18 protein-coding genes are annotated in these 20,086 nt (G+C 46.6%); 14 read left to right on the top strand and 4 right to left on the bottom strand.

Annotated elements, in window-relative coordinates; translation table 11 throughout:
• The first annotated feature begins 33 nt into the window (after window positions 1–33).
• The 3 genes from ACMYSN_RS17855 (at window position 34) to ACMYSN_RS17845 (ending at window position 2,512) form a co-directional block, all read left to right on the top strand.
• Window positions 34–756, top strand: coding sequence for a winged helix-turn-helix domain-containing protein (locus ACMYSN_RS17855; RefSeq protein WP_462495647.1), 723 nt, complete (start codon window positions 34–36; stop codon window positions 754–756).
• Complete coding sequence (locus ACMYSN_RS17850) at window positions 716–1,219, top strand: hypothetical protein (protein WP_462495646.1); 504 nt, start codon at window positions 716–718, stop codon at window positions 1,217–1,219. The genes ACMYSN_RS17855 and ACMYSN_RS17850 overlap by 41 nt, the downstream gene beginning before the upstream one ends.
• A 543-nt stretch (window positions 1,220–1,762) precedes the next feature.
• Complete coding sequence (locus tag ACMYSN_RS17845; RefSeq protein WP_462495645.1) at window positions 1,763–2,512, top strand: response regulator; 750 nt, start codon at window positions 1,763–1,765, stop codon at window positions 2,510–2,512.
• Here ACMYSN_RS17845 and ACMYSN_RS17840 read toward each other — a convergent pair.
• Window positions 2,442–3,908: an alpha/beta hydrolase gene (locus ACMYSN_RS17840; RefSeq protein ID WP_462495644.1), complete on the bottom strand. Its 1,467-nt coding sequence runs from the start codon at window positions 3,906–3,908 to the stop codon at window positions 2,442–2,444. The genes ACMYSN_RS17845 and ACMYSN_RS17840 overlap by 71 nt on opposite strands.
• Window positions 3,909–4,821: 913 nt before the next feature.
• Here ACMYSN_RS17840 and ACMYSN_RS17835 point away from each other — a divergent pair.
• From ACMYSN_RS17835 to pagP, 6 genes are all read left to right on the top strand, one after another.
• Window positions 4,822–5,367: a YfaZ family protein gene (locus ACMYSN_RS17835; RefSeq protein ID WP_462495643.1), complete on the top strand. Its 546-nt coding sequence runs from the start codon at window positions 4,822–4,824 to the stop codon at window positions 5,365–5,367.
• A 216-nt stretch (window positions 5,368–5,583) separates the two neighbouring features.
• On the top strand, window positions 5,584–7,023 hold the full coding sequence (locus ACMYSN_RS17830; protein WP_462495642.1) for a basic amino acid/polyamine antiporter: 1,440 nt from the start codon (window positions 5,584–5,586) through the stop codon (window positions 7,021–7,023).
• Window positions 7,024–7,043: 20 nt separating this feature from the next.
• The gene (locus ACMYSN_RS17825) at window positions 7,044–8,303 is read left to right on the top strand and encodes an arginine deiminase (RefSeq protein WP_462495641.1); all 1,260 of its coding nucleotides are present in this window, start codon (window positions 7,044–7,046) and stop codon (window positions 8,301–8,303) included.
• A 10-nt stretch (window positions 8,304–8,313) separates the two neighbouring features.
• Window positions 8,314–8,793, top strand: a complete 480-nt coding sequence (locus ACMYSN_RS17820) for an outer membrane lipoprotein (RefSeq protein WP_462495640.1) — start codon at window positions 8,314–8,316, stop codon at window positions 8,791–8,793.
• 76 nt (window positions 8,794–8,869) lie between these two features.
• The gene (locus tag ACMYSN_RS17815; RefSeq protein ID WP_462495639.1) at window positions 8,870–9,247 is read left to right on the top strand and encodes a PLDc N-terminal domain-containing protein; all 378 of its coding nucleotides are present in this window, start codon (window positions 8,870–8,872) and stop codon (window positions 9,245–9,247) included.
• A gap of 172 nt (window positions 9,248–9,419) precedes the next feature.
• Window positions 9,420–9,971 (top strand): phospholipid:lipid A palmitoyltransferase, encoded by a 552-nt coding sequence (gene pagP, locus ACMYSN_RS17810; protein WP_462498280.1) that lies wholly within the window; start codon window positions 9,420–9,422, stop codon window positions 9,969–9,971.
• A gap of 135 nt (window positions 9,972–10,106) precedes the next feature.
• On the opposite strand, the gene ACMYSN_RS17805 is transcribed toward pagP, so the two are convergent.
• Both ACMYSN_RS17805 and ACMYSN_RS17800 read right to left on the bottom strand, forming a co-directional pair.
• On the bottom strand, window positions 10,107–11,531 hold the full coding sequence (locus ACMYSN_RS17805) for an MFS transporter (protein WP_462495638.1): 1,425 nt from the start codon (window positions 11,529–11,531) through the stop codon (window positions 10,107–10,109).
• A 99-nt stretch (window positions 11,532–11,630) separates the two neighbouring features.
• Window positions 11,631–12,794 carry a M20 aminoacylase family protein gene (locus ACMYSN_RS17800; RefSeq protein ID WP_462498279.1) on the bottom strand — a complete coding sequence of 388 codons (1,164 nt, stop codon included), beginning with the start codon at window positions 12,792–12,794 and terminating at the stop codon, window positions 11,631–11,633.
• Between the two features lie 193 nt (window positions 12,795–12,987).
• On the opposite strand from ACMYSN_RS17800, the gene ACMYSN_RS17795 reads away from it, so the two are divergent.
• A complete protein-coding gene (locus ACMYSN_RS17795) occupies window positions 12,988–15,294 on the top strand; it encodes a helix-turn-helix domain-containing protein (protein WP_462495637.1) in 2,307 nt (768 codons plus the stop codon).
• A 177-nt stretch (window positions 15,295–15,471) separates the two neighbouring features.
• Here ACMYSN_RS17795 and rsmI read toward each other — a convergent pair whose 3' ends face one another.
• Window positions 15,472–16,332: a 16S rRNA (cytidine(1402)-2'-O)-methyltransferase gene (gene rsmI, locus ACMYSN_RS17790; protein WP_462495636.1), complete on the bottom strand. Its 861-nt coding sequence runs from the start codon at window positions 16,330–16,332 to the stop codon at window positions 15,472–15,474.
• A gap of 63 nt (window positions 16,333–16,395) precedes the next feature.
• Here rsmI and ACMYSN_RS17785 point away from each other — a divergent pair, with 63 nt between their 5' ends.
• The 4 genes from ACMYSN_RS17785 to dolP are packed head-to-tail and all read left to right on the top strand — an operon-like array spanning window position 16,396 to window position 20,016.
• Complete coding sequence (locus ACMYSN_RS17785) at window positions 16,396–18,474, top strand: penicillin-binding protein activator (RefSeq protein ID WP_462495635.1); 2,079 nt, start codon at window positions 16,396–16,398, stop codon at window positions 18,472–18,474.
• Complete coding sequence (locus ACMYSN_RS17780) at window positions 18,432–18,818, top strand: PDDEXK family nuclease (RefSeq protein ID WP_462495634.1); 387 nt, start codon at window positions 18,432–18,434, stop codon at window positions 18,816–18,818. Before ACMYSN_RS17785 ends, ACMYSN_RS17780 begins: the two co-directional genes overlap by 43 nt.
• A 22-nt stretch (window positions 18,819–18,840) precedes the next feature.
• A complete protein-coding gene (gene diaA, locus ACMYSN_RS17775; protein WP_002918211.1) occupies window positions 18,841–19,431 on the top strand; it encodes a DnaA initiator-associating protein DiaA in 591 nt (196 codons plus the stop codon).
• Window positions 19,432–19,440: 9 nt separating this feature from the next.
• Window positions 19,441–20,016 carry a division/outer membrane stress-associated lipid-binding lipoprotein gene (dolP, locus tag ACMYSN_RS17770; protein WP_123756348.1) on the top strand — a complete coding sequence of 192 codons (576 nt, stop codon included), beginning with the start codon at window positions 19,441–19,443 and terminating at the stop codon, window positions 20,014–20,016.
• The last annotated feature ends 70 nt before the right edge of the window (window positions 20,017–20,086 follow it).

Below are 20,086 nucleotides of genomic sequence, written 5' to 3'. Positions count from 1 at the left end.
TAACCTGTGCTTTCTATTAATTGGACTGAGGATATGAAGTATCTGCTTAATGATACACTTTACTTTGATGATGAGAAGAGAACACTAAAGGATAAAAGTACAGAAACTCAACTTGCAGTTGCTACGTCGAAATTACTTGCGGAGCTAATTTCTTCCAATGGGCAGCAAGTTAGTCGTATGACATTATTAGAGAATGTCTGGGATGATATGGGGCTGGTCGCATCCGATAATAATCTTAACAGGAACATTTCTTTACTTAGGAAAGCGTTTCAGGAGTTTGATGTTTCGGTTGAAATAGAAACAGTTCCAAAGCAAGGATATATCTTTCACGGCAAAGTAGACATCATCAGTGGGCAGGATGTCACTATTTCAACGGCAGTTAATAAGAAGGCGGGATTAATACGATGTTATATTAGTATGTTTTGTGCCCTATTGTTTATCACCCTACTTTACTTTAGCATTCATCACTCCAGCCAGGATAATGTTGACTTAGTCAAATATAAAAACATTGGGAGTTGTCAAGTTTTTTTAAATGATAAAAAAATCAACGTTAAGCATGTTGATAGTTTTTTCACGTCACCACTCGGGCTGAGGATTTCAGAAAACTGTAAGACTCAGAAAAAAAATATCTATTTTGATGATAATAAAATACCAATAAGTAATCGTGCCTACGAGACTCATGTGGTTTTATGTGGCGATGAAAAAAAAGAGGCTGATGATGAGTGCAAAAACTATATCAATTATAACAATAATTAGTTCAGTGATAGCATTTGTTGCTGCTCTGTTTAGTGCTGTTATTTGGTTTAAATTTTATGAGCAGCATGATCCTGTTCCGATGGACTGTACCGCAATGATATATGTTAACAGCGGAGAAAGTAAAGAGCGTGAAGATATCCTCCGTGCATCTATTAAATTTGTCTTTCATATTCAGGATGATTTAAAGATGCGTGTTACTGAGTACGGCACAATAAAATTTCAAGGGAAAGAGTATTTTCTCGACCGTCTGGTCAATATGACTATGTCATCAAAGACACAAAATGGATACCACGAAGTTACCAGAAACAGCGTCGTTTCTAATTTGAAGGAAACTGTGCCGCCCTCTTTGATCGAACATTTGGTCTCCAGTCAACCAATATTACTTTATAAAGTAGAGAAAATTGATTCTGCTACCTGGAAGATAAGCGATCAGCAGCGAACTATATTTATTTGCCGTCATTAATTTTCAGTAAATTTTTTTAAGATGTGTTAGAACTTTTGGTTTACATTGTTAACTTAAGGTTTTTTTCCCAAAAAAATCATTTAACACCCCTTCCAGCCCCCCTCATGTGAAGCACGATTGCCGATATTTTAATCCTGTTACTGGCGTTTACGAGGTCATTTTCAGGATATTATCCCTGATAATATGTGATTTTTAGCATTAAAACATTACTGATGTGTAATTTGTTTAAATAATTTTATTATATTTTTGAACCTCCAGGGTAATCTGCCGAATTTAGTGTACCTGGCGTTAAGGTATTGCCTCTATTCACTTAAGTTGCGAAGCTTATAGCACATAACATTTGGTTATACGGAGCTGCATATGACCGGATGTTGAATTCATCACTTCATCATTTAAATACGTGAGAGCAGAGCTTGCGTAATGGGAACATCATTCACGATATATTTTTGTTAGATATATTTATGCGTAATTTATATTATTAATCTACATGATTGTAATATGGGATTTCTTATGCGCAAAAAAAGATGATGTGTGGATCATTTGATGAGGAATAAAACAGAGGGTTATATGCGAGTTCTACTTGTTGAAAATAGCGATATTCAAAGACATCATTTAAGTTCACAGTTGCAAGATGCTAATTATATTGTTGACTGTGCAAGCGATGCTAAAGAGGCCGAGTATTACATATGTGTAAACAACCCTGATGTAATTATCATAGATATTGATTTGCCTGATGTAAATGGTAATGTCACCATTCGCAAATGGCGTAATAACAATATAACGACACCGATAATAGTATTAAGTGCTCTAAATGGGTTGAGTGAGAAGGTAACGGCATTTAATGTCGGAGCAGATATGTATGTCGAAAAACCTTGTCGCATCGAGGAGATAATCGTTCGCATTCATTGTTTAATGCGGCGGAATAGCTTATTACCGTCGAAGATTATCACCTGCGGGGCGTTAAATCTCGATCTATGTCGTAAAGTATTACGTACTGAACGTGAGGATATCAAACTCACTTCGTACGAATATAAAATAATTTATTTGCTGATGAAGAATGTTAATAAAATTATGACCAAGCAAAAGATTATGTGTCATATTTATGATGACTGGATCGCCCGGGAATGTAATACAGTAGAAATTCTTATCGGTCGGTTACGTAAGAAATTGGCTGGTTATGGTCAAAATATTATCGCTACGTCTCGTGGTAAAGGGTATTTTTTCAATGCTGAAGCTGCAAAGGGCGGATACCATCCTCAATCCGCTGTGCCATATAGTCAAAGAAAGGGTTAGAAGATATCCGCATTAGTGTATCCATGCCTATATGCAAAACTGAACTTTCACCGCGTACTACAAGTGTGCCAAAACTGATGCCGTAGCGATTAGGTTGTGAAGGCTCCCGGCCATACAGAGAATCCGTGACGGGAAACGGTAAAGCAACATGTGATAGCGAAAAGATATCCTCCGGGTAAATTAAATTTAGCCTTTGGTCCTGCATTAATACACTTCCCGCTTTTGTGGTCCTCGCGATCATTGGCCCATTTTTTATGCCGTCATTGGTGACAAGGGTAGTGCTGTATTGTCGTACTGCGGGCGGCAGTAAACGTGAAAGTGCCATATCTGAAGAGCGGCTGAACAATGTGCGAAAATTTATCGTGCGGTTGAGATCAAAAATCACCAGTTCACTGCCGTTATCAGGCAGATAATCGTACAAAGACCGCACTACCGCTCGGGTGCTTACTGTTGAATCCAGTAGCGATTGAAAGGTGAGTATTGGTGGCAGGTGATGTAGCTTATTTTGTCTGCTAGCGTTGATTATCTGCTTTTGCAGCACCTGAGTCAGAAGAAACGATTGCCGTGCTGCATTAACCGGAAAAGAGTTGTACTTGAACGGGTTGAATTCTGGCACGATGTTCAACCAGGCTGCGCGAGCAAATGCGGGCATAATAGCCGGCAGACCTGCAAGACCAGCAAAGCGGGCGAATTGTGTAACGCCAATCATTGGAGAGATGAGAACTACCTGTTGCGGCATGATTAACCGGGTATCCTCTAATGCATCCAGTGTATATTTCATTGCCAGAGCGCCACCATTGGAAAAACCTACAATATGCAATGGGAGGTGCTCACCTGCTCGACTTGTCGCTTCGCGGACTGCAAGTCGCACAGCTGCTAGCCAGTCTTCCCATTCAATATCAGTAAGTGCACTGGGCAATGTACCATGTGCCGGTAATCGTATGCCGACCACTGCATAACCCGTTTGATAATAATGGTCTGCTATATAGCGTAAGCTGTAAGGAGAATCAGTCAGGCCATGCAGCAATACCACCGAACCTTTCACTGGTTGCTCCGGATATAGCGTATAGGAACGATTCCAGTTATCCGTGAAGCTTTCTGGATAGACCGGGCTGTGGCTGTTATAACGATTAAATTCAGTATCGCCACTATCTAACGTTTTGCTCACTACGTTATGTTTTATTTCGGTAAAAATCCTGTCTTCAGCTTCCAGATAGGCATTCCAGTCTGATCTATCAATTTCGCGCTGGCGCATTTCAGTGGGGATAAATGTATGCCAAAGCTCAAGGGGAAGCTTGTTCTCAGTTTCATATATTCTAGCAATTAAAGTGCCCACCAATAATAATAGAGCAACACTAGTTGAAATTAACCCCCAGCGGATTACTTTTTTTATCATGATCATTCACCAAATAAATGAGTGGTTTTTATTAAATCAGATGTTAGTTTCTGTTTTCTAAGTTTAAATTCACAATGTAAATTTGCATGATGCTAAAAACACGCGCTAATTTAATGAATTAAATACGCCGAGCATGAATTTCATATTCACTGAGACAGCTAACAGGGTAAGCATAGCGACAAGAAATAAAATCTTGAGGTTCAGTGACTCTATTTTCCTCATATTCTCATCAATCCATATTTTGCTTTTTATTCTCTGTCGTTGATACAGATACATACCACCCAGGGTGGTAAATACCAGAGGCGAAATTATATTTAAGTAGCTAATTTCCCAGAGAAGTAACTCATTGGCTATTATTGCTAAGAGCCATGATGTGAATAACATGGAATTTCCTTATTTTTTGCTTTCGAGTTTCATTTGATAATAAAGCAATGCAGCAAACATAATATCAACAAAAATCCAAATACCACTAAGTAGTATGGCGTGTTTAATTGCACCAGACCAAAACACAACATTTGTTAAAGATGTTGAAGTATTGGGAAATGATACCCAGCCGAATTTAACCAAGATCCCAAAGAACAATGCAAGAATTGCATTGAATATGAGGAATATCCTCACGTATTTCTTTTGTTTTATGCGTCTGGCATGAATTTCACTCAAAGCTAACTCACTTTTAAATATGCATTTTTGTATTGGGTGATGAGAGTAAGGATGTAATTTATATATATATTAAACGAAATGGTGTGAAATCAACCTGGTTTGATATTGATCAATTTTATTGCAGGTACAACCTGTAATGAATTCCTGCAAATACTCTCGTTTTATTTGTGTATAAGTTACGCCCCTAAAATCTGTCCGACTACTAGATAATTCGTTAATTGACTTGAATTTATTTTTATAAGGTAAATAACTTATGTTAAAGAAAACTGTTGCTGCGCTTTCCCTTCTCTCTGTTATGTCTTTTTCTGCACAAGCATTGGAAATGGGGGCGAGCCTGGGTACAGAGTATCTGGAGCTGAATACGAAGTTTGCCCCGGAAGATAATGGTCTTTTCTATACAGGAAGTTGGACTAAAAACTACGAAAGTGGTCCGAATGCCGGTGGTATCGGTATCGGTTATCAGATTTCTCGCGATCATTTCGATTTATATACAGGTTTGAAAGCAATGTATATCGCACCAGGCAAAGGTGATAATGGGTTTGCCGTGCCTATTGGCGCAGGTGTTCGTGTACATCTTAGTGAAAATGTTTACGCATATGGTGAGGGTTATGTCGCCCCTCGTGGATTAAATAACGTTGTAGAAAACTACACTGAAGTTGATGCTGGTTTGGCATTGAAAGCGAAAGATAATTTAGACGTCAAACTAGGATACCGTTATATGGGTGTCAATGGGAAATCTTCAACAGCAAACCATACTTTATTGGATGGTGCCTATATTGGTGCAGCATACAAATTCTAACTAGCATGGGCCACCTTGTTATTTGTGGGTGGCCCACGTTAATGGAATTTATCTCTGAGCATGATTTTTATGTTGTTGTTTTGAACTGTCATCATGATTCTATTTTTATGAGCAACATACTGATTTATATTCAATTTAAATGACTGTTGAATATTGTCAAGTAATCTATTTTACTTTTTTCACGTTAAGAAATTAGCGTGATGAGGGGATGAATATATGAGTAAGCCAGCGAATAATACGCTATCGCTCGGCTCGCTAACCGCACTTGTTGTGGGGGCGATGATAGGTGCCGGAATATTTTCTTTACCTACTACATTTGGACGTGCAACTGGTGGGTTGGGAGCATTGATCGCCTGGGCTATAGCCGGTGGTGGTATGTTGATGCTGGCATTTGTATTCCAGAACCTGGCCGAACGTAAGCCGCATCTTAATGCTGGCGTCTTTAGTTATGCCAAGGCAGGATTTGGTGAATATCTTGGTTTCATTTCTGCTCTAGGGTTTTGGGCAGGCACATGTATTGGTAATGTATCATATTTTGTTCTGATTAAATCCACACTAGGTGCATTTTTCCCTATATTTGGTGAAGGCAATACACTACCGGCTATTACGGTATCATCTATTATTTTATGGGCGTTCCACTTTTTAGTACTGCGCGGGATAAAAGAGGCTGCGTTTATTAATACGCTTGTAACCTGCACAAAAATAATCCCCATATTTTTGTTTGTCGTGGTTCTGTTTTTCGCCTTCCGCAGCGATATGTTCATGCTTAATTTTTGGGGTGGGGCTCCAGGAAATGTTTCTGATGCACCATCTCTATTCTCACAAGTACGTAGTACCATGCTGGTTACGGTATTTGTTTTTCTGGGCATTGAAGGTGCGAGTATTTATTCTCGATATGCACGAAGTCGCAAAGATGTCGGCCTGGCCACGTTATTCGGATTCATCGGTGTGCTGTGCCTTTTAATGCTGGTTACTATGCTTTCATTCGGCGTAATGCTTCGTTCCGAACTGGCCGAGTTGCGCCAACCCTCGATGGCGGGAGTGTTGGAAAGCATTGTCGGTCGTTGGGGTGCTATCGTTATCAGTCTGGGTTTAATTGTTTCTGTGTTGGGTGCCTATTTGTCCTGGTCTCTGTTAGCTGCAGAAGTGATTTTTTCGGCCGCAAAAAACAAAAGTATGCCAGATATTTTTTCTCGAGAAAACAAATGGTCGGTGCCTTCCTCTGCAGTATGGTTAACTAATATCACAATTCAGGTATTTCTGATAATTACGATGTTTAGCAACTACGCTTTTCAGTTGTCTCTGGAGCTGACTAGCGCGATGACTCTCGTCCCATACTTACTGGTTGCAGGCTATGGTCTGAAACTGACGGTTACTCGTGAAACATATATGTGTAACCCCCAGGGACATCGCAAAGATTTGATTATAGCGTTATTGGCTACTATTTATGCCTGCCTGATGATTTATGCTGGCGGCCTGAAATACTTATTGCTCTCCGCCATTATCTATGCACCAGGTTCGATACTCTATTTCATTGCCAAACGAGAACAGCTACGTTCTGTCTTCACGCGAAAAGAACGTTCGTTATTCATTCTAATTATTTTCGCTGCGTTGGCTGGTATTGTCGGCATCCTTAGCGGAAACATCACTATTTAATTATCATAATGGAGATACCCATGAAAAATACCCGTTACGGTGTTCACTCGGAAGTTGGTCAATTGCGCAAGGTAATGGTCTGCGCCCCTGGACTTGCGCATAGCCGCTTGACCCCTGGTAATTGTGACCGATTATTGTTTGATGATGTCATGTGGGTAGAACGCGCCCGCCGTGACCATCACGATTTCATCGTAAATATGCGTGAATGCGATGTTGAAGTTGTTGAGATGCATAATTTGCTGGCAGAAACGTTGGCTATTCCAAAGGCTCGTAGTTGGCTGCTTGACCAACAAATTGTGGCTGATGAAATCCCTCTGGGGCTGATAAATGAAACGCGCTCCTATCTGGATAATCTTCTCCCACGTCGTTTAGCAGAGATAATGATAGGAGGCTTGTCTACTCATGACCTGCTAAGCAACTGGCAATGCGATAAAGAAGAGCTGGAACTGATTGGTGAAGCAACGGGATTGCGGGAATATCTGTTGCCACCGTTACCTAATACGCTCTATACACGCGACACAACCAGTTGGATCTATAACGGTGTGACGCTCAATCCACTCTATTGGCCAGCACGACGAGAAGAAACCCTTCTTACCAGTGCTATTTACCGTTATCACCCTGATTTTGCTATGGAGGATATCAACGTCTGGTGGGGGGATCCTACCCGTTACCACGGGTCAGCGACGTTAGAAGGTGGTGACGTCATGCCAATAGGTAATAAAACAGTACTGATTGGTATGAGCGAACGTTCTTCCTATCAGGCCATTGCCCAATTAGCCTCGTCACTGTTCTCCAACCCGCAAAGTGATGTTGAGCGGGTAATCATTGCAGCAATGCCTAAGCTACGTGCAGCTATGCATCTAGATACAGTATTTACCTTTTGCGACAAGGATCTGGTGACATTGTATCCCGGGATTGTCGACAAGATTCAGGTATTTTCTCTATACAAAGCCGATACGCCTTCAGGTATGCGCCTGGAACATCATAAGGATGGGCTAACTAGTGTGGTTGCAGGTGCGTTGAACCTGGATAAACTTCGCGTCGTTGAAACGGAAGGTAATTTGTATGATGCCGAGCGACAGCAATGGGACAGTGGAAACAACGTGATCGCGATGTCACCTGGTGTGGTGATGGCTTACGACCGGAATACCCAGACCAACACACGCTTACGCCGAGAAGGTATTGAAGTGATTGAAATTGTGGGCAGCGAGTTAGGTCGTGGTCGCGGTGGCGGTCATTGCATGACCTGTCCGTTAATTCGCGATGCGGTAGATTATTAAGGATTGAAAAATGTTCTATAGAAAAATATTACCTCTCTTAGGATTAATCATATTAGCGGGTTGTGCAGATACGCAGACAGGTTCGGCAAACAGAATAAATGCTGCTCGTACCGGACACGCAATGCAGTTGTTCCAGGGGAGTGTAGTATCGGTAAGACCAGTGATAATTCAGGATGACAGTAGCAATAATGTGGCTGGTACTGTAGGAGGGGCGGTAATCGGAGGTTTTGCCGGTAATAGCCTCGGTGGTGGAAGCGGGCGTCGCCTGGCCACTGCCGGAGGAGCTGTGGCGGGTGCTGTTACCGGCAATGCGGTGCAAAATAGATGGACCCGAAGCGATGGCGTAGAGTTAATTATCCGCCCTGACGAAGGACGTGATTTTGCAGTCGTTCAGAGAATGGGGGAGATACAATTCTTTGTTGGTCAACGTGTGAATGTTCTCTCGCAGGGGGGGAATGTTATCATTTCTCCGATGCTGGCACAGAACTAAACAAGTCTGCATAAATAATTTAATTACCAAAGCTCTCTATATAATAGAGGATGCTTTTTCTTTTGAGGTGATTTAAATGACATATCATTTAATAACATTCTGGAATGTTATAGCAACAACATTTTCCTTATTCTTTTTTATTGCAGCTCTTTTTATTCTTTTTCAAATCATTACGGATCTTTTCCGTGATAATACGCTAAATGGTTTTTATAAAACCATATGGGTCATCTTTTTACTGTTTATTCCGTTAGTGACTTCGTTGATTTATATTATTGTTCGTGGCAAAGGCATGAATGAGCGGCAGCGCGTACACGCAAGAAAAATAAGTGCCACAGTACAGGGAATGGTTGGTCAATCACCGGTAGAGCAAATTATCGAAGCGAAGAAACTGTGGGACCAAGGGATCATAAAGGAAAGCGAATATAAGAAGCTCAAAGATAAAGCCTTAGCATAAAGTTATGTTGAGTTATACTTTGAAAGGCTGACTTAGTCAGCCTTCTTTCCTTCTTGCTCATATTTTATAAAAAACCATACAGTAAAATGAGAACGGTCACTTAGGTCGTTATTATTTGGGAGCAATCGTTTTGGCGTGGAGTTGTGTTAAGAACTACGTTTTAAAAATATTAATGGCGATAGCGCTAACAGGGGGTGTACCTGCTTATGCTGCTGAACATGTTGATTACGTGGCGTCTGAAACGGGTTGGTGGAGTCAGTTTGTCGATGATGTATCAAATGTTTGGCAACGACCGCAGCACTACGATTTTTATTTGCCATTTATCAGTTGGCATAATCGATTTATGTATGACAAGGATAAAACCGATAAGTATAATGAAATGCCATGGGGTGGTGGGGTAGGTATTTCTGGTTATAATGCTCAAGGTAACTGGAATGCTTTGTTTGCTATGATGTTTAAGGATTCACACAACGAATGGCAACCTATTGTTGGTTATGCAAGGGAGACCATCTGGTATCTTGATGATAAAAAAAATTATCGTCTTGGATTTGGACTAACTGCAGGTATCACTGCACGGAAGGATTTTGCAAACTATATTCCATTACCGATAGCGCTTCCTATTTTCTCAGCAGGTTATAAAAATATTAATGTTCAATTCACCTATATTCCAGGAACTTATAATAATGGCAATGTTCTCTTTGCCTGGCTTCGGTATGGATTCTAAACTCTGGTTTTTTAAGATCGCGCGTAGCTCTGCGGGAAAATGCAACTCATGAAAGCACGGGAAATGTCTGGATGCGTAAGAAACTGTCGGAATGTAGACAAGGAGGCTTCGGCCTCCTTGTTACAAGGACTATTATTATTGTGCTGCGGTCAGGGTGAGTTTCTTTTTTTCTGATGGCACAATGAACAGAATGGAAATCAGCGCCATAACGCCAAAACCAACGTTCAACCACAGTCCCGCAGCTCCGGCCTCGTGCACATCAGGGAAAGCTGAGTACACTGCCAGAGAGAGAGCGACCCCCATTGCCCCCCCCATTGAACTGGCAAGCTTATAGATACCGGCTGCCACAGCGGCTTTTTCCTGGGGTGCGGCTGAAACTGCAGTATAGGTAGAGGGCGTGGCGTAGATCCCCAAACCCAGACCGAACATAGCATAACCTACGCTCACCAGCAGTTTGTAAAGAGACAGGTCATCAATGCTGGTAAACGACATCAGCATCACGCCCATAAATGTGACAATAGTCCCTATTACCATGGGCAGGCGACCACCAAAAATAAACAGGATTTTTTGCCCCACGGGCAGCAACACAAGCACGGCTACGGCGTAGGTAATGGTCATTGTTGCCACATCGCCAGTGCTCAGACCTCGGCCTTGTAGCATATAGATATTCACAATAACCATTGCCCCGGCAACCGCATTTAACAAGAAGTTTGAAAGCGTGGCGCCAAAGTAACCGCGTGATTTAAACAGTGTAAAATCTACTAGCTGAGAAATACCCTTTTCCGGGGCCCGTTTTTCGACAAAATAAAAGGACACCAGACCAATAACAGCAATTGCCAACGTGCCGACAAATCTGATGTCTCCATATCCCCAACTACGCCCGCGAGAAACGGCAAGAACCAGACAAATCAACGAAGCAATAAAAATAGCCGAACCCAGGGTGTCAAATTTTTTATCGTTTACCTGTGCTTTTGATTCCGGTGTACCGACCATTAATATCAAACCAATAATGGCTACAATGGCGCTAAGCCAAAAAATAGCCTGCCAGCCGAAATTCGGTTCTATCAATCCGACCAGTATGGCGCAAAAGCCCGACCCACCCCATGAGCCGACCGACCACCAGGTCAGCGCTGTAGCCTGCCTCTTCCCTTCGAAGTAGGTTCTCATCAGTGCAATGGTTGCGGGCATAATACAGGCAGCGGAAATCCCCTGAAGTACACGACCAATAATCAATATTTCAACATTACTCGCCGTGGCAACGATGAGAGATCCAATCACACTCAGTATCACACCGATCATTGAAAAGCGCATTCGGCCATAGCGATCCGCAAGACCACCAGCAGCCACGATGCATGCGGCAGAAAAAAGGGGGGTGATAGAGGCAGCAAGGTTTAGTAAATCCATTTGGGCTGGATCGTCACTGATATTAAAGTCCTTTGCAATAATTGGAATTAATGCAGCCTGCATGGATTGTGCAAACATCCAGAATGTTAATACCAGCAGAACGATACCAAGGATTAATCTTCCGTTCCCCTGATAATTCAGTACAGTCTTATTCATGGAATTGACCTTAACTTAAAAATATAAATCTGGTGCAGAATAAATCTGCCAAATGCAGTTGCAGGCTTATTGTTTTTATCTGCGTAGATAGTGGATCGTTTATTTCAGATATTTTTCAACTAACGTAGCCCAGAATGCCACTGCAGGTTTCATTATCTCGTCATTAAAGTCATAGCCGGGATTGTGGACTGAACAACTTTCACCGGCACCCACTAAGAAATAGGCTCCACGAGGGTTTTCTTCCAGCATAAAGGCGAAATCTTCACTCGCCATTATGGGTTTACCGTCTGCAATGATTAGGCTTTCATCAAATAGTTCGCGAGCCACTCCGATGGCAAAATCGGTCATGTCGGCATCATTAACCAGTACAGGGCTACCGTGAATGTGACTAACCACGGCTGTAGCACCAAAGCTTTCAGCCTGAGCCTTGGCAACAGTAGTGATACGTTGAAGCACCAACTGCCGGATATCAGGATCCAGCGTTCTCACGCTAAGCTTAAGCATGGCGCTATCATTAATGATGTTGGCAACACTACCTGCGTTAAAACTGCCTACTGTTATCACCGCCGGCTGGAACGGTGTGATATTACGGGATACGATCGTTTGTAATGCTGTTACGATGTAGCAAGCGACTACCGTTGCATCGATAGTCTTTTCCGGAATAGCACCATGGCCGCCAACGCCCTTTACTTCTATTTGTAGCGTGTCGGATGATGAAAGCATCGCCCCTTTACGGAAGTGGAAACTCCCCTCCTTCAGACCCGGCATGTTGTGTAATGCGAAAATGGCATCGCAAGGAAACTGCCTGAATACGCCATCGTCCAGCATCATTTTGCCGCCAAAAAGTAACTCTTCGGCAGGTTGAAAAAACAGGTGTAGCGTGCCGTTAAAGCGGCGGGTTTGCGCAAACCATTTTGCAGCAAATAGCAATGTTGCGGTATGACCATCGTGCCCGCAGCCATGGAACTTACCGTCTGCAGTGCTGCTCCAGGACTTGCCTGAATTCTCCTGCATTGGCAGAGCATCCATCTCAGCACGTAGTCCCAACACTCCCATGCCGTTTCCCGAACGCAGCGTACCGACCACGCCAGTTTTGGCAAATCCGCGAGTGACCTCATAGCCCCAACTTTCCAGTAAGTTTGCCACAATATCGCTGGTGCGAATCTCTTCAAGGCCAATTTCCGGGTGTTGGTGAATATCACGCCGCAGATTAATAAACTCAGAATGATGAGTCTCTATAAAATTCTGTAAAGACATAGTTATTTTCTCCTTCAGGGTTATATGCCATTCATCATCATTCCTTTCATGGTTATACAATTTATGGTGTTAAAAAAGCGGTAGAAGTGACGTATTGACGCACTATGTTTATGGCTTATTTCTTCGATCTTGTACCCAAATCAAAAGAGAATGTATATGAATTTGATAATCTGAAAAAAAGGGAGACCCAGGAGTCAAAATGAAGGAACAAGCGGAATTTTTTCATGTGCAGTTCTGGAATGTGATTTGCTGCAGCGGTCGAACGGTTGGGCAATCGAGGTTGGTTATGGTGCTGAAAGGCGAGATCCAGCTGAAAATGGCGACCAGTGCAACACAGAGGCTGTACAAAGGGAATGTGCAGATTATCAATCCGAATACCGAATACCGAATTATCAGCGATGCCGACAACATTGTTTTGATCGTGGATATCTCCCTGTTGTGGCTGTTGGCTCGTTCTCCGGTACTTTCGAACGCTTATTTTCATATTGCAGACAGTACTGCACCAGATGTAATAAAGCGTATCGGATCGCAGCTATGCGAGGTAGCGGTGCTCTGGCTGAAGAAAAGCAGTGAAATCTGGCCTCTGGAGGTCAACAAAAAGCTTCTTGATGTGTTTTGTCTGCTACTTCAGTACAGTAAAACTCCACTCCCGGAGGGGAATACCGGTTCGTCTCTTAGCCCTAGAATCGCGAAAGCAGTGGCATGGATTGAAGATCATTTCACGGATAATATCAGCCTATATCAGTTGGCTGATTGGTTGCATGTCAGTCACGCCCATCTTTCGAGGCAATTCACACAAGAGACGGGAGTTAATTTCCGCACCTGGCTTATTCAACGGCGGCTGAGGCAGGCCGCACAGGAGCTGGCACTAACGCGCCATACCATTGGTCAGGTAGTGTCTGACTGCGGGTTTAGTTCACTGCAGCGTTTTAATAAACTCTTTCGCGATCGCTATGCTCTTTCACCAGGCCGTTGGCGCGCTGGTGTTAAAACGGGAAAAGTAAGCTGGCAGGAGACAACTCACGCGTCACCCGATCAAAAGAAAAAAGTCAACCCAGTGGAGCTATTCTCGCTGTTGGTACAGTATACGCAGCCTTTGCTAGCACAGACAAAATTCAAGAATGCGGTTAGACGAGAGCATATTTCTCTGCAGCCAACACATGGCGGTGAGAAAACGCGGACACGACACTATATTATTGCGGTAGATAGCTTTAGCGAGTTGCTGAAACAACATGTCCAACAGCAGTTGCTTCAGCTAAAACGCAACGTTTCTTCCTTTGACGTTGAGGTTGGTGACCCAATAACCGGCGGCCTTGATGGACCTACGGTGTTGACGGGCGAAATTAATCCGACCTGGTCTCCCTGGAGCGATCTCGATCTGGCTTGTCAGTTTCTTCAGAAGCTGGATGTTTCGCCGGTCATTCGCATTCAATTCGAACCCGGATCGCTGTCGCTCAGTTCATACAGTGCCAGGCTGGCCGCATTTCTTCAACATAACCGGATGTTACTTGGAGACGTCAGCGTCCAGCGCTGGACATTTATTCTTGATATCGATAGAACGCAACTACTCACCCCGGAAAACCGTGCTGCGCTTTGTGATGCGCTGTTTAGACAGATTCGCCAGGCATTGCCGGGCTGCCGCATTGGAATAGCCTGGCACCAGAGCAATATGTTTCCAGGGAATCTGTTACAGCAAGCTGATTTTATCGGCATCTCCGTCGCGGTGAACGAAAGTTTCGATCCAGTCTCTGCACCTGAATACAATCCGCCAGAAAATCAATACATTATTAAGCAGTTGGAAGAATTGGTGCGGAATCTTAGCAATCAGGGAATTGCCCGGCCACTCTATTTACAGTCATGGAGTACACTAACAGGCAATACACTTATGACCAACGGTCTGTTTTTCCGCGGTGCACTGCTGATGGATATTCTGCTGTCGCTGCCGCAAGAAGTTCAGATGCTGGGATTATGGCTAAACTCCCAGTTGCAAAATGAAGTCAGCGCCGCAAATTTTATTGAAAATAATAGCCTTTCGCTATTCTTTAGCGCCAATACGAGGCGTCCTGTCTTTCACATTCTGGCTCTTAAGCAGCGTATTGATGGCGATGTTTTCGGCTCTGGGCCTGGCTGGGTGGCTACACGTCAGAGAGAGAAGCTGTCGGTACTGTTGCTCAATCCGGTCACAATCAATCCGCTGTTGTCCGTTCAGCAGCATCTGCTAAACGATTATAGTAAGCGCTACTCACTTCAGATAGAGCTACCTGATTGCGGGATATGGAGAATCAAAACATGGCTTTTTGATCAGAAAAATGGCGCGCTGTATTACCAGTACGGTTTGCATCCGACCAGCTACGATCGCGATACTGAAACGATGGCTTACATCAATCAGCGTTCTGAACCTACCCTGAGCGTCAGAGATGAGCGCCTGAGTACGCAATGGGCCGTCGATCTCGAGCTGAACATAAATGCCGTCTGCCTGATTCAGTTGTGCAAAATTGCAGAGTGATTTGCGGAGATTAGGGGTTCAACATTTCACGATGAAAGCTGTTTATGGCAGCAACGCAACGCTTCCGGAGAATGACCAGGATGCCGTCGTGGTGACGCTACAGCCGTTACAAACACTGGTCTTTGAAGCACCCCCGGTGAAATAAGCGAACCGGCCCGGTTTTGCCGGGCCGCTCTCCTACCCCTGCTGCTCCAGGGCATATTTATACAGCGCGTTTTTCTTCACGCCGTGAATTTCGGCGGCCAGGGCGGCGGCTTTTTTCAACGGCAGTTCCGCCTGCAGCAGCGCCAGGGTGCGCAGCGCATCGGCGGGCAGCGCCTCTTCCTGCGCTTTAAAGCCTTCGACGATCAGCACCATTTCGCCTTTACGACGGTTCTCATCCTCTTTCACCCACGCCAGCAACTCGCCAATCGGTGCGCCGTGGATCGACTCCCAGGTTTTGGTCAGCTCGCGCGCCAGTACCACGTAGCGGGATTCGCCCAGCACCGTACAGATATCTTCCAGGCTTTCCAGCAGGCGGTGCGTAGATTCATAAAAGATAATGGTGCGCGGCTCTTCTTCCAGCGCCTTCAGCGTATCGCGACGGCCTTTCGATTTGGCGGGCAGGAAGCCTTCGTAGCAAAAACGATCCGAGGGCAAGCCCGCCGCGCTCAGCGCCGCGATCGCCGCACACGGCCCCGGCAACGGGACCACGCGGATATTCGCCTCGCGGCAGGTGCGTACCAGATGGTAGCCAGGATCGTTGATAAGCGGCGTCCCGGCGTCCGAAACCAGCGCAATGTTCTGCCCGTCTTTCAATTTCGCCAGAAGTGTTTCAGCTTTTTGCTGCTCATTATGGTCGTGCAACGCAAATAAACGGGCGTTAATCGCAAAATGCTGGAGCAACAAACCGGTATGACGGGTGTCTTCTGCCGCAATTAAATCAACAGCTTGCAACACTTCCAGGGCACGTTGCGTGATATCAGACAGATTTCCTATCGGAGTGGGCACAATATAGAGCTGTCCCTGAGAATTATCTGCTGATTCGTGTTGTTTCATTGTCTCGTCCGTATTGCCGAATTAATATTGAGCATTGAGCCAAAAAAATATCACTGGATACATATGGTACCGTCAACATTTCTTCGTTCTAAACCCGCGCGTTGTCTGCCCGTAATGCTGGCCGCTCTGATCTTTGCTGGCTGCGGCACCCATACCCCGGATCAAAGCACGGCGTTTTTACAGGGTACAGCACAGGCAGATTCCAGTTATTACCTGCAACAAATGCAGCAAAGCTCGAATGATAGCAAGACCAACTGGCAATTACTCGCCATTCATGCGCTGCTGCAGGAAGGGAAAAAGCAGCAGGCCGTTGACCTGTTCAACCAGCTGCCGTCAAATCTCAATGCGGCACAGGCCCGGGAGCAGTCTCTGCTGGCCGTGGAAGTGAAACTGGCGATGAACGATTTCCAGGGCGCCCAGACGCTGCTGGACAAGCTTGATCCGGCCAGCCTGGAGCAACATCAGCAGTCACGTTACTGGCAGGCGCAAATCGATGCCAGCCAGGGCCGTCCGTCTATTTCGTTACTGCGGGCGCTCATCGCCCAGCAGCCGCTGCTGACTCAGCCGAAACAGCAGCAGCAGAATATCGACGCGACCTGGAAAGCGCTCACCACCATGACCCAGGATCAGGCCAACGCCCTGGTGATCAACGCCGATGAAAACGTCCTGCAAGGGTGGCTGGATCTGCAGCGTATGTGGTTCGATAACCGCAACGATCCCACCATGCTCAAAGCCGGTGTGAAAGACTGGCAGACCCGTTATCCGCAGAACCCGGGCGCCAAAATGCTGCCGACGGCGCTGGTGAATATGCAAAATTATCAGCCGGCCTCGATCAATAAGATTGCCCTGCTGCTGCCCTTAAACGGCCAGGCCGCTGTATTTGGTCGTACTATTCAGCAAGGTTTTGAAGCCGCTAAAAATGGCGCGCCTGCCGTTGCCGGCAGCGCCGTTCCTGCGCAGGTCGCCCAGGCGGCGAATGTCACGACCAACGACGTCGTCAGCCCTTCTCAGGCCGAAGTAAACGACCTGACCTCCACCGGTACTACCCAGGCGCCGGTGCAGGCCCCAGCCGCTGACCAGGCCCCGCCGACAACACAACCAGCGCCATCCACCACCAGCGACGCCACCGCGACCACCGAACAACCTGCGGTCACTACGCCTGCGGTTCAGGGCGTGGCGGCAACCCCGGCCAACCCGTCGGCAGAGCTGAAAATTTATGACACCAGCTCCCAGCCGATGAGCCAGCTGTTGGCGCAGGTGCAGCAGGACGGCGCGACCATCGTCGTCGGGCCGCTGCTCAAAAATAACGTCGAAGATGTTATCAAGAGCAATACCTCGCTGAACGTGCTGGCGTTGAACCAGCCGGAGAAAGTCGAGAACCGCGCCAATATCTGCTATTTCGCGCTGTCGCCGGAAGATGAAGCCCGCGATGCGGCGCGTCATATCCACGATCAAGGTAAACAAACGCCGCTGCTGCTGGCGCCGCGCGGCGCTCTCGGCGATCGCGTGGTAAGCGCTTTCGCTAACGAATGGCTAAAACTGGGCGGCGGGACCGTCCTGCAGCAGCGTTTCGGCTCCACCTCCGAGCTGAAATCCAGCGTGAACAGCGGCATTTCATTGACCGGTACGCCGGTGTCAACGTTGCCGTCAGCGCAGGACAGCACTCTCGGCAGCGCGGAAGATGTGCCGGTTAGTCGCTCAGGCGGCGTCGATGCAACCTGGATCCTCGCCACACCAGAGCAGATTGGCTACATCAAACCGATGATCGCCCTGCGCAACGGCAGCCAAAGCGGTGCCACCCTGTACGCCAGCTCCCGTAGCGCTCAGGGTACCGCTGGTCCTGATTTCCGTCTGGAAATGGAAGGGTTGCAGTTTAGCGAGATCCCGATGCTGGCCGGCAGCAATCCGGCGCTGATGCAGCAGGCGCTCTCAGCCGTACGCAACGATTATTCGCTGGCTCGCCTGTATGCGATGGGCGCGGATGCCTGGTCGCTGGCGAACCATTTCTCCCAGATGCGCCAGACTCCGGGCTTCGAGCTGAACGGCAATACCGGCGATCTGACGGCCACGCCTGACTGTGTGATCACCAGGAAATTGTCATGGCTCAAGTACCAGCACGGACAGGTCGTCTCAGCCAACTAACCAAACAGACCGGCGACGCCTGGGAAAACCAGGCGCGTCGATGGCTGGAAGATCAAGGACTTCGGTTTGTCGCCGCCAACGCCCGCGAGCGAGGCGGCGAAATTGACCTCATCATGCGCGATGGTGTGACCACCGTGTTTGTGGAAGTGCGCTATCGTCGTAACGCCAGCTACGGCGATGCTGCCGCCAGCGTCACGCAAAGAAAACAACAAAGGCTCCTGCAGGCCGCCCGTCTGTGGCTCTCCCGACATAATGGGAGCTTTGACACTGTGGATTGCCGTTTCGATGTGGTAGCCTTCACCGGAAACGACATCCAATGGCTAAAAAACGCCTTTGGCGAATAGCGTAAATGAATTAAGGGATCCCGTGCTCGATCGAATTAAAGCCTGCTTCACTGAAAGTATTCAAACTCAAATCGCTGCAGCGGAAGCGCTCCCGGATGCTATCTCCCGTGCGGCCATGACCCTTGTCCAGTCGCTGCTTAATGGCAACAAAATCCTCTGTTGTGGCAATGGCACCTCTGCCGCCAACGCACAGCATTTTGCTGCCAGCATGATTAATCGTTTTGAAACAGAGCGCCCTGGTTTACCCGCCATTGCACTAAATACCGATAATGTGGTCTTAACCGCAATTGCCAACGATCGCCTGCATGACGAAATTTATGCCAAGCAGGTGCGCGCGTTGGGTCACGCAGGCGATGTCCTGCTGGCGATCTCCACACGCGGCAATAGTCGGGACATTGTGAAAGCCGTTGAAGCGGCGGTTACCCGCGACATGACCATTGTCGCGCTGACCGGCTACGACGGTGGTGAGCTTGCCGGCCTGTTGGGCCAGCAGGATGTCGAAATCCGCATTCCTTCTCATCGCAGCGCGCGAATTCAGGAGATGCATATGCTCACCGTCAACTGCCTGTGCGATTTGATTGATAACACGCTTTTTCCACACCAGGACGATTAAGGAGAACACATGAAGGCTCTCTCGCCCCTCGCCATCATTCTGTCTGCACTACTGCTACAAGGATGCGTTGCCGCAGCGGTAGTCGGAACCGCAGCTGTCGGCACCAAAGCCGCCACAGACCCGCGTACGGTAGGTACCCAGGTTGATGACAGCACGCTGGAACTGCGCGTCAACAGCGCGCTATCGAAAGACGAACAGATTAAGAAACAGGCCCGAATTAACGTCACGGCCTATCAGGGTAAAGTCCTGCTGACCGGTCAGTCACCGACGTCAGACCTTTCCGCACGCGCAAAACAAATTGCGATGGGTGTCGAAGGGACCACAGAAGTGTTTAACGAAGTCCGCCAGGGCCAGCCGATTGGCTTAGGCACCGCCTCTTCCGATACGTGGGTAACCACCAAAGTGCGTTCCCAGCTGCTGGGCACCGATCAGGTGAAATCGTCGAACGTCAAAGTGACCACCGAGAATGGTGAAGTGTTCCTGATGGGGCTGGTCACCGATCGTGAAGGTCGTGCGGCGGCGGATATCGCCAGCCGGGTCAGCGGCGTGTCTCGCGTCACGACCGCCTTTACCTACATCAAATAAGTCCCAGCGCCCGCCCCTTTCCCGGGGGCGGTGCTACCAGTTTCGTCGCCCGAACAGGCGTGCAGTGCCG

It is taken from the genome of Klebsiella sp. R445, from assembly GCF_051131755.1.
Lineage (GTDB): Bacteria > Pseudomonadota > Gammaproteobacteria > Enterobacterales > Enterobacteriaceae > Klebsiella > Klebsiella lignicola.
Note: the sequence above shows the minus strand (reverse complement) of the source record. Positions and strands in the feature narration are given on the sequence as shown.

Coding starts and splice junctions, on each gene's coding strand:
- ACMYSN_RS17855 (WP_462495647.1), top strand. CDS start 34: ATGAAGTATCTGCTTAATGATACACTTTACTTTGATGATGAGAAGAGA.
- ACMYSN_RS17850 (WP_462495646.1), top strand. CDS start 716: ATGATGAGTGCAAAAACTATATCAATTATAACAATAATTAGTTCAGTG.
- ACMYSN_RS17845 (WP_462495645.1), top strand. CDS start 1,763: ATGAGGAATAAAACAGAGGGTTATATGCGAGTTCTACTTGTTGAAAAT.
- ACMYSN_RS17840 (WP_462495644.1), bottom strand. CDS start 3,908: ATGATAAAAAAAGTAATCCGCTGGGGGTTAATTTCAACTAGTGTTGCT.
- ACMYSN_RS17835 (WP_462495643.1), top strand. CDS start 4,822: ATGTTAAAGAAAACTGTTGCTGCGCTTTCCCTTCTCTCTGTTATGTCT.
- ACMYSN_RS17830 (WP_462495642.1), top strand. CDS start 5,584: ATGAGTAAGCCAGCGAATAATACGCTATCGCTCGGCTCGCTAACCGCA.
- ACMYSN_RS17825 (WP_462495641.1), top strand. CDS start 7,044: ATGAAAAATACCCGTTACGGTGTTCACTCGGAAGTTGGTCAATTGCGC.
- ACMYSN_RS17820 (WP_462495640.1), top strand. CDS start 8,314: ATGTTCTATAGAAAAATATTACCTCTCTTAGGATTAATCATATTAGCG.
- ACMYSN_RS17815 (WP_462495639.1), top strand. CDS start 8,870: ATGACATATCATTTAATAACATTCTGGAATGTTATAGCAACAACATTT.
- pagP (WP_462498280.1), top strand. CDS start 9,420: ATGGCGATAGCGCTAACAGGGGGTGTACCTGCTTATGCTGCTGAACAT.
- ACMYSN_RS17805 (WP_462495638.1), bottom strand. CDS start 11,531: ATGAATAAGACTGTACTGAATTATCAGGGGAACGGAAGATTAATCCTT.
- ACMYSN_RS17795 (WP_462495637.1), top strand. CDS start 12,988: ATGAAGGAACAAGCGGAATTTTTTCATGTGCAGTTCTGGAATGTGATT.
- rsmI (WP_462495636.1), bottom strand. CDS start 16,332: ATGAAACAACACGAATCAGCAGATAATTCTCAGGGACAGCTCTATATT.
- ACMYSN_RS17785 (WP_462495635.1), top strand. CDS start 16,396: ATGGTACCGTCAACATTTCTTCGTTCTAAACCCGCGCGTTGTCTGCCC.
- ACMYSN_RS17780 (WP_462495634.1), top strand. CDS start 18,432: ATGGCTCAAGTACCAGCACGGACAGGTCGTCTCAGCCAACTAACCAAA.
- dolP (WP_123756348.1), top strand. CDS start 19,441: ATGAAGGCTCTCTCGCCCCTCGCCATCATTCTGTCTGCACTACTGCTA.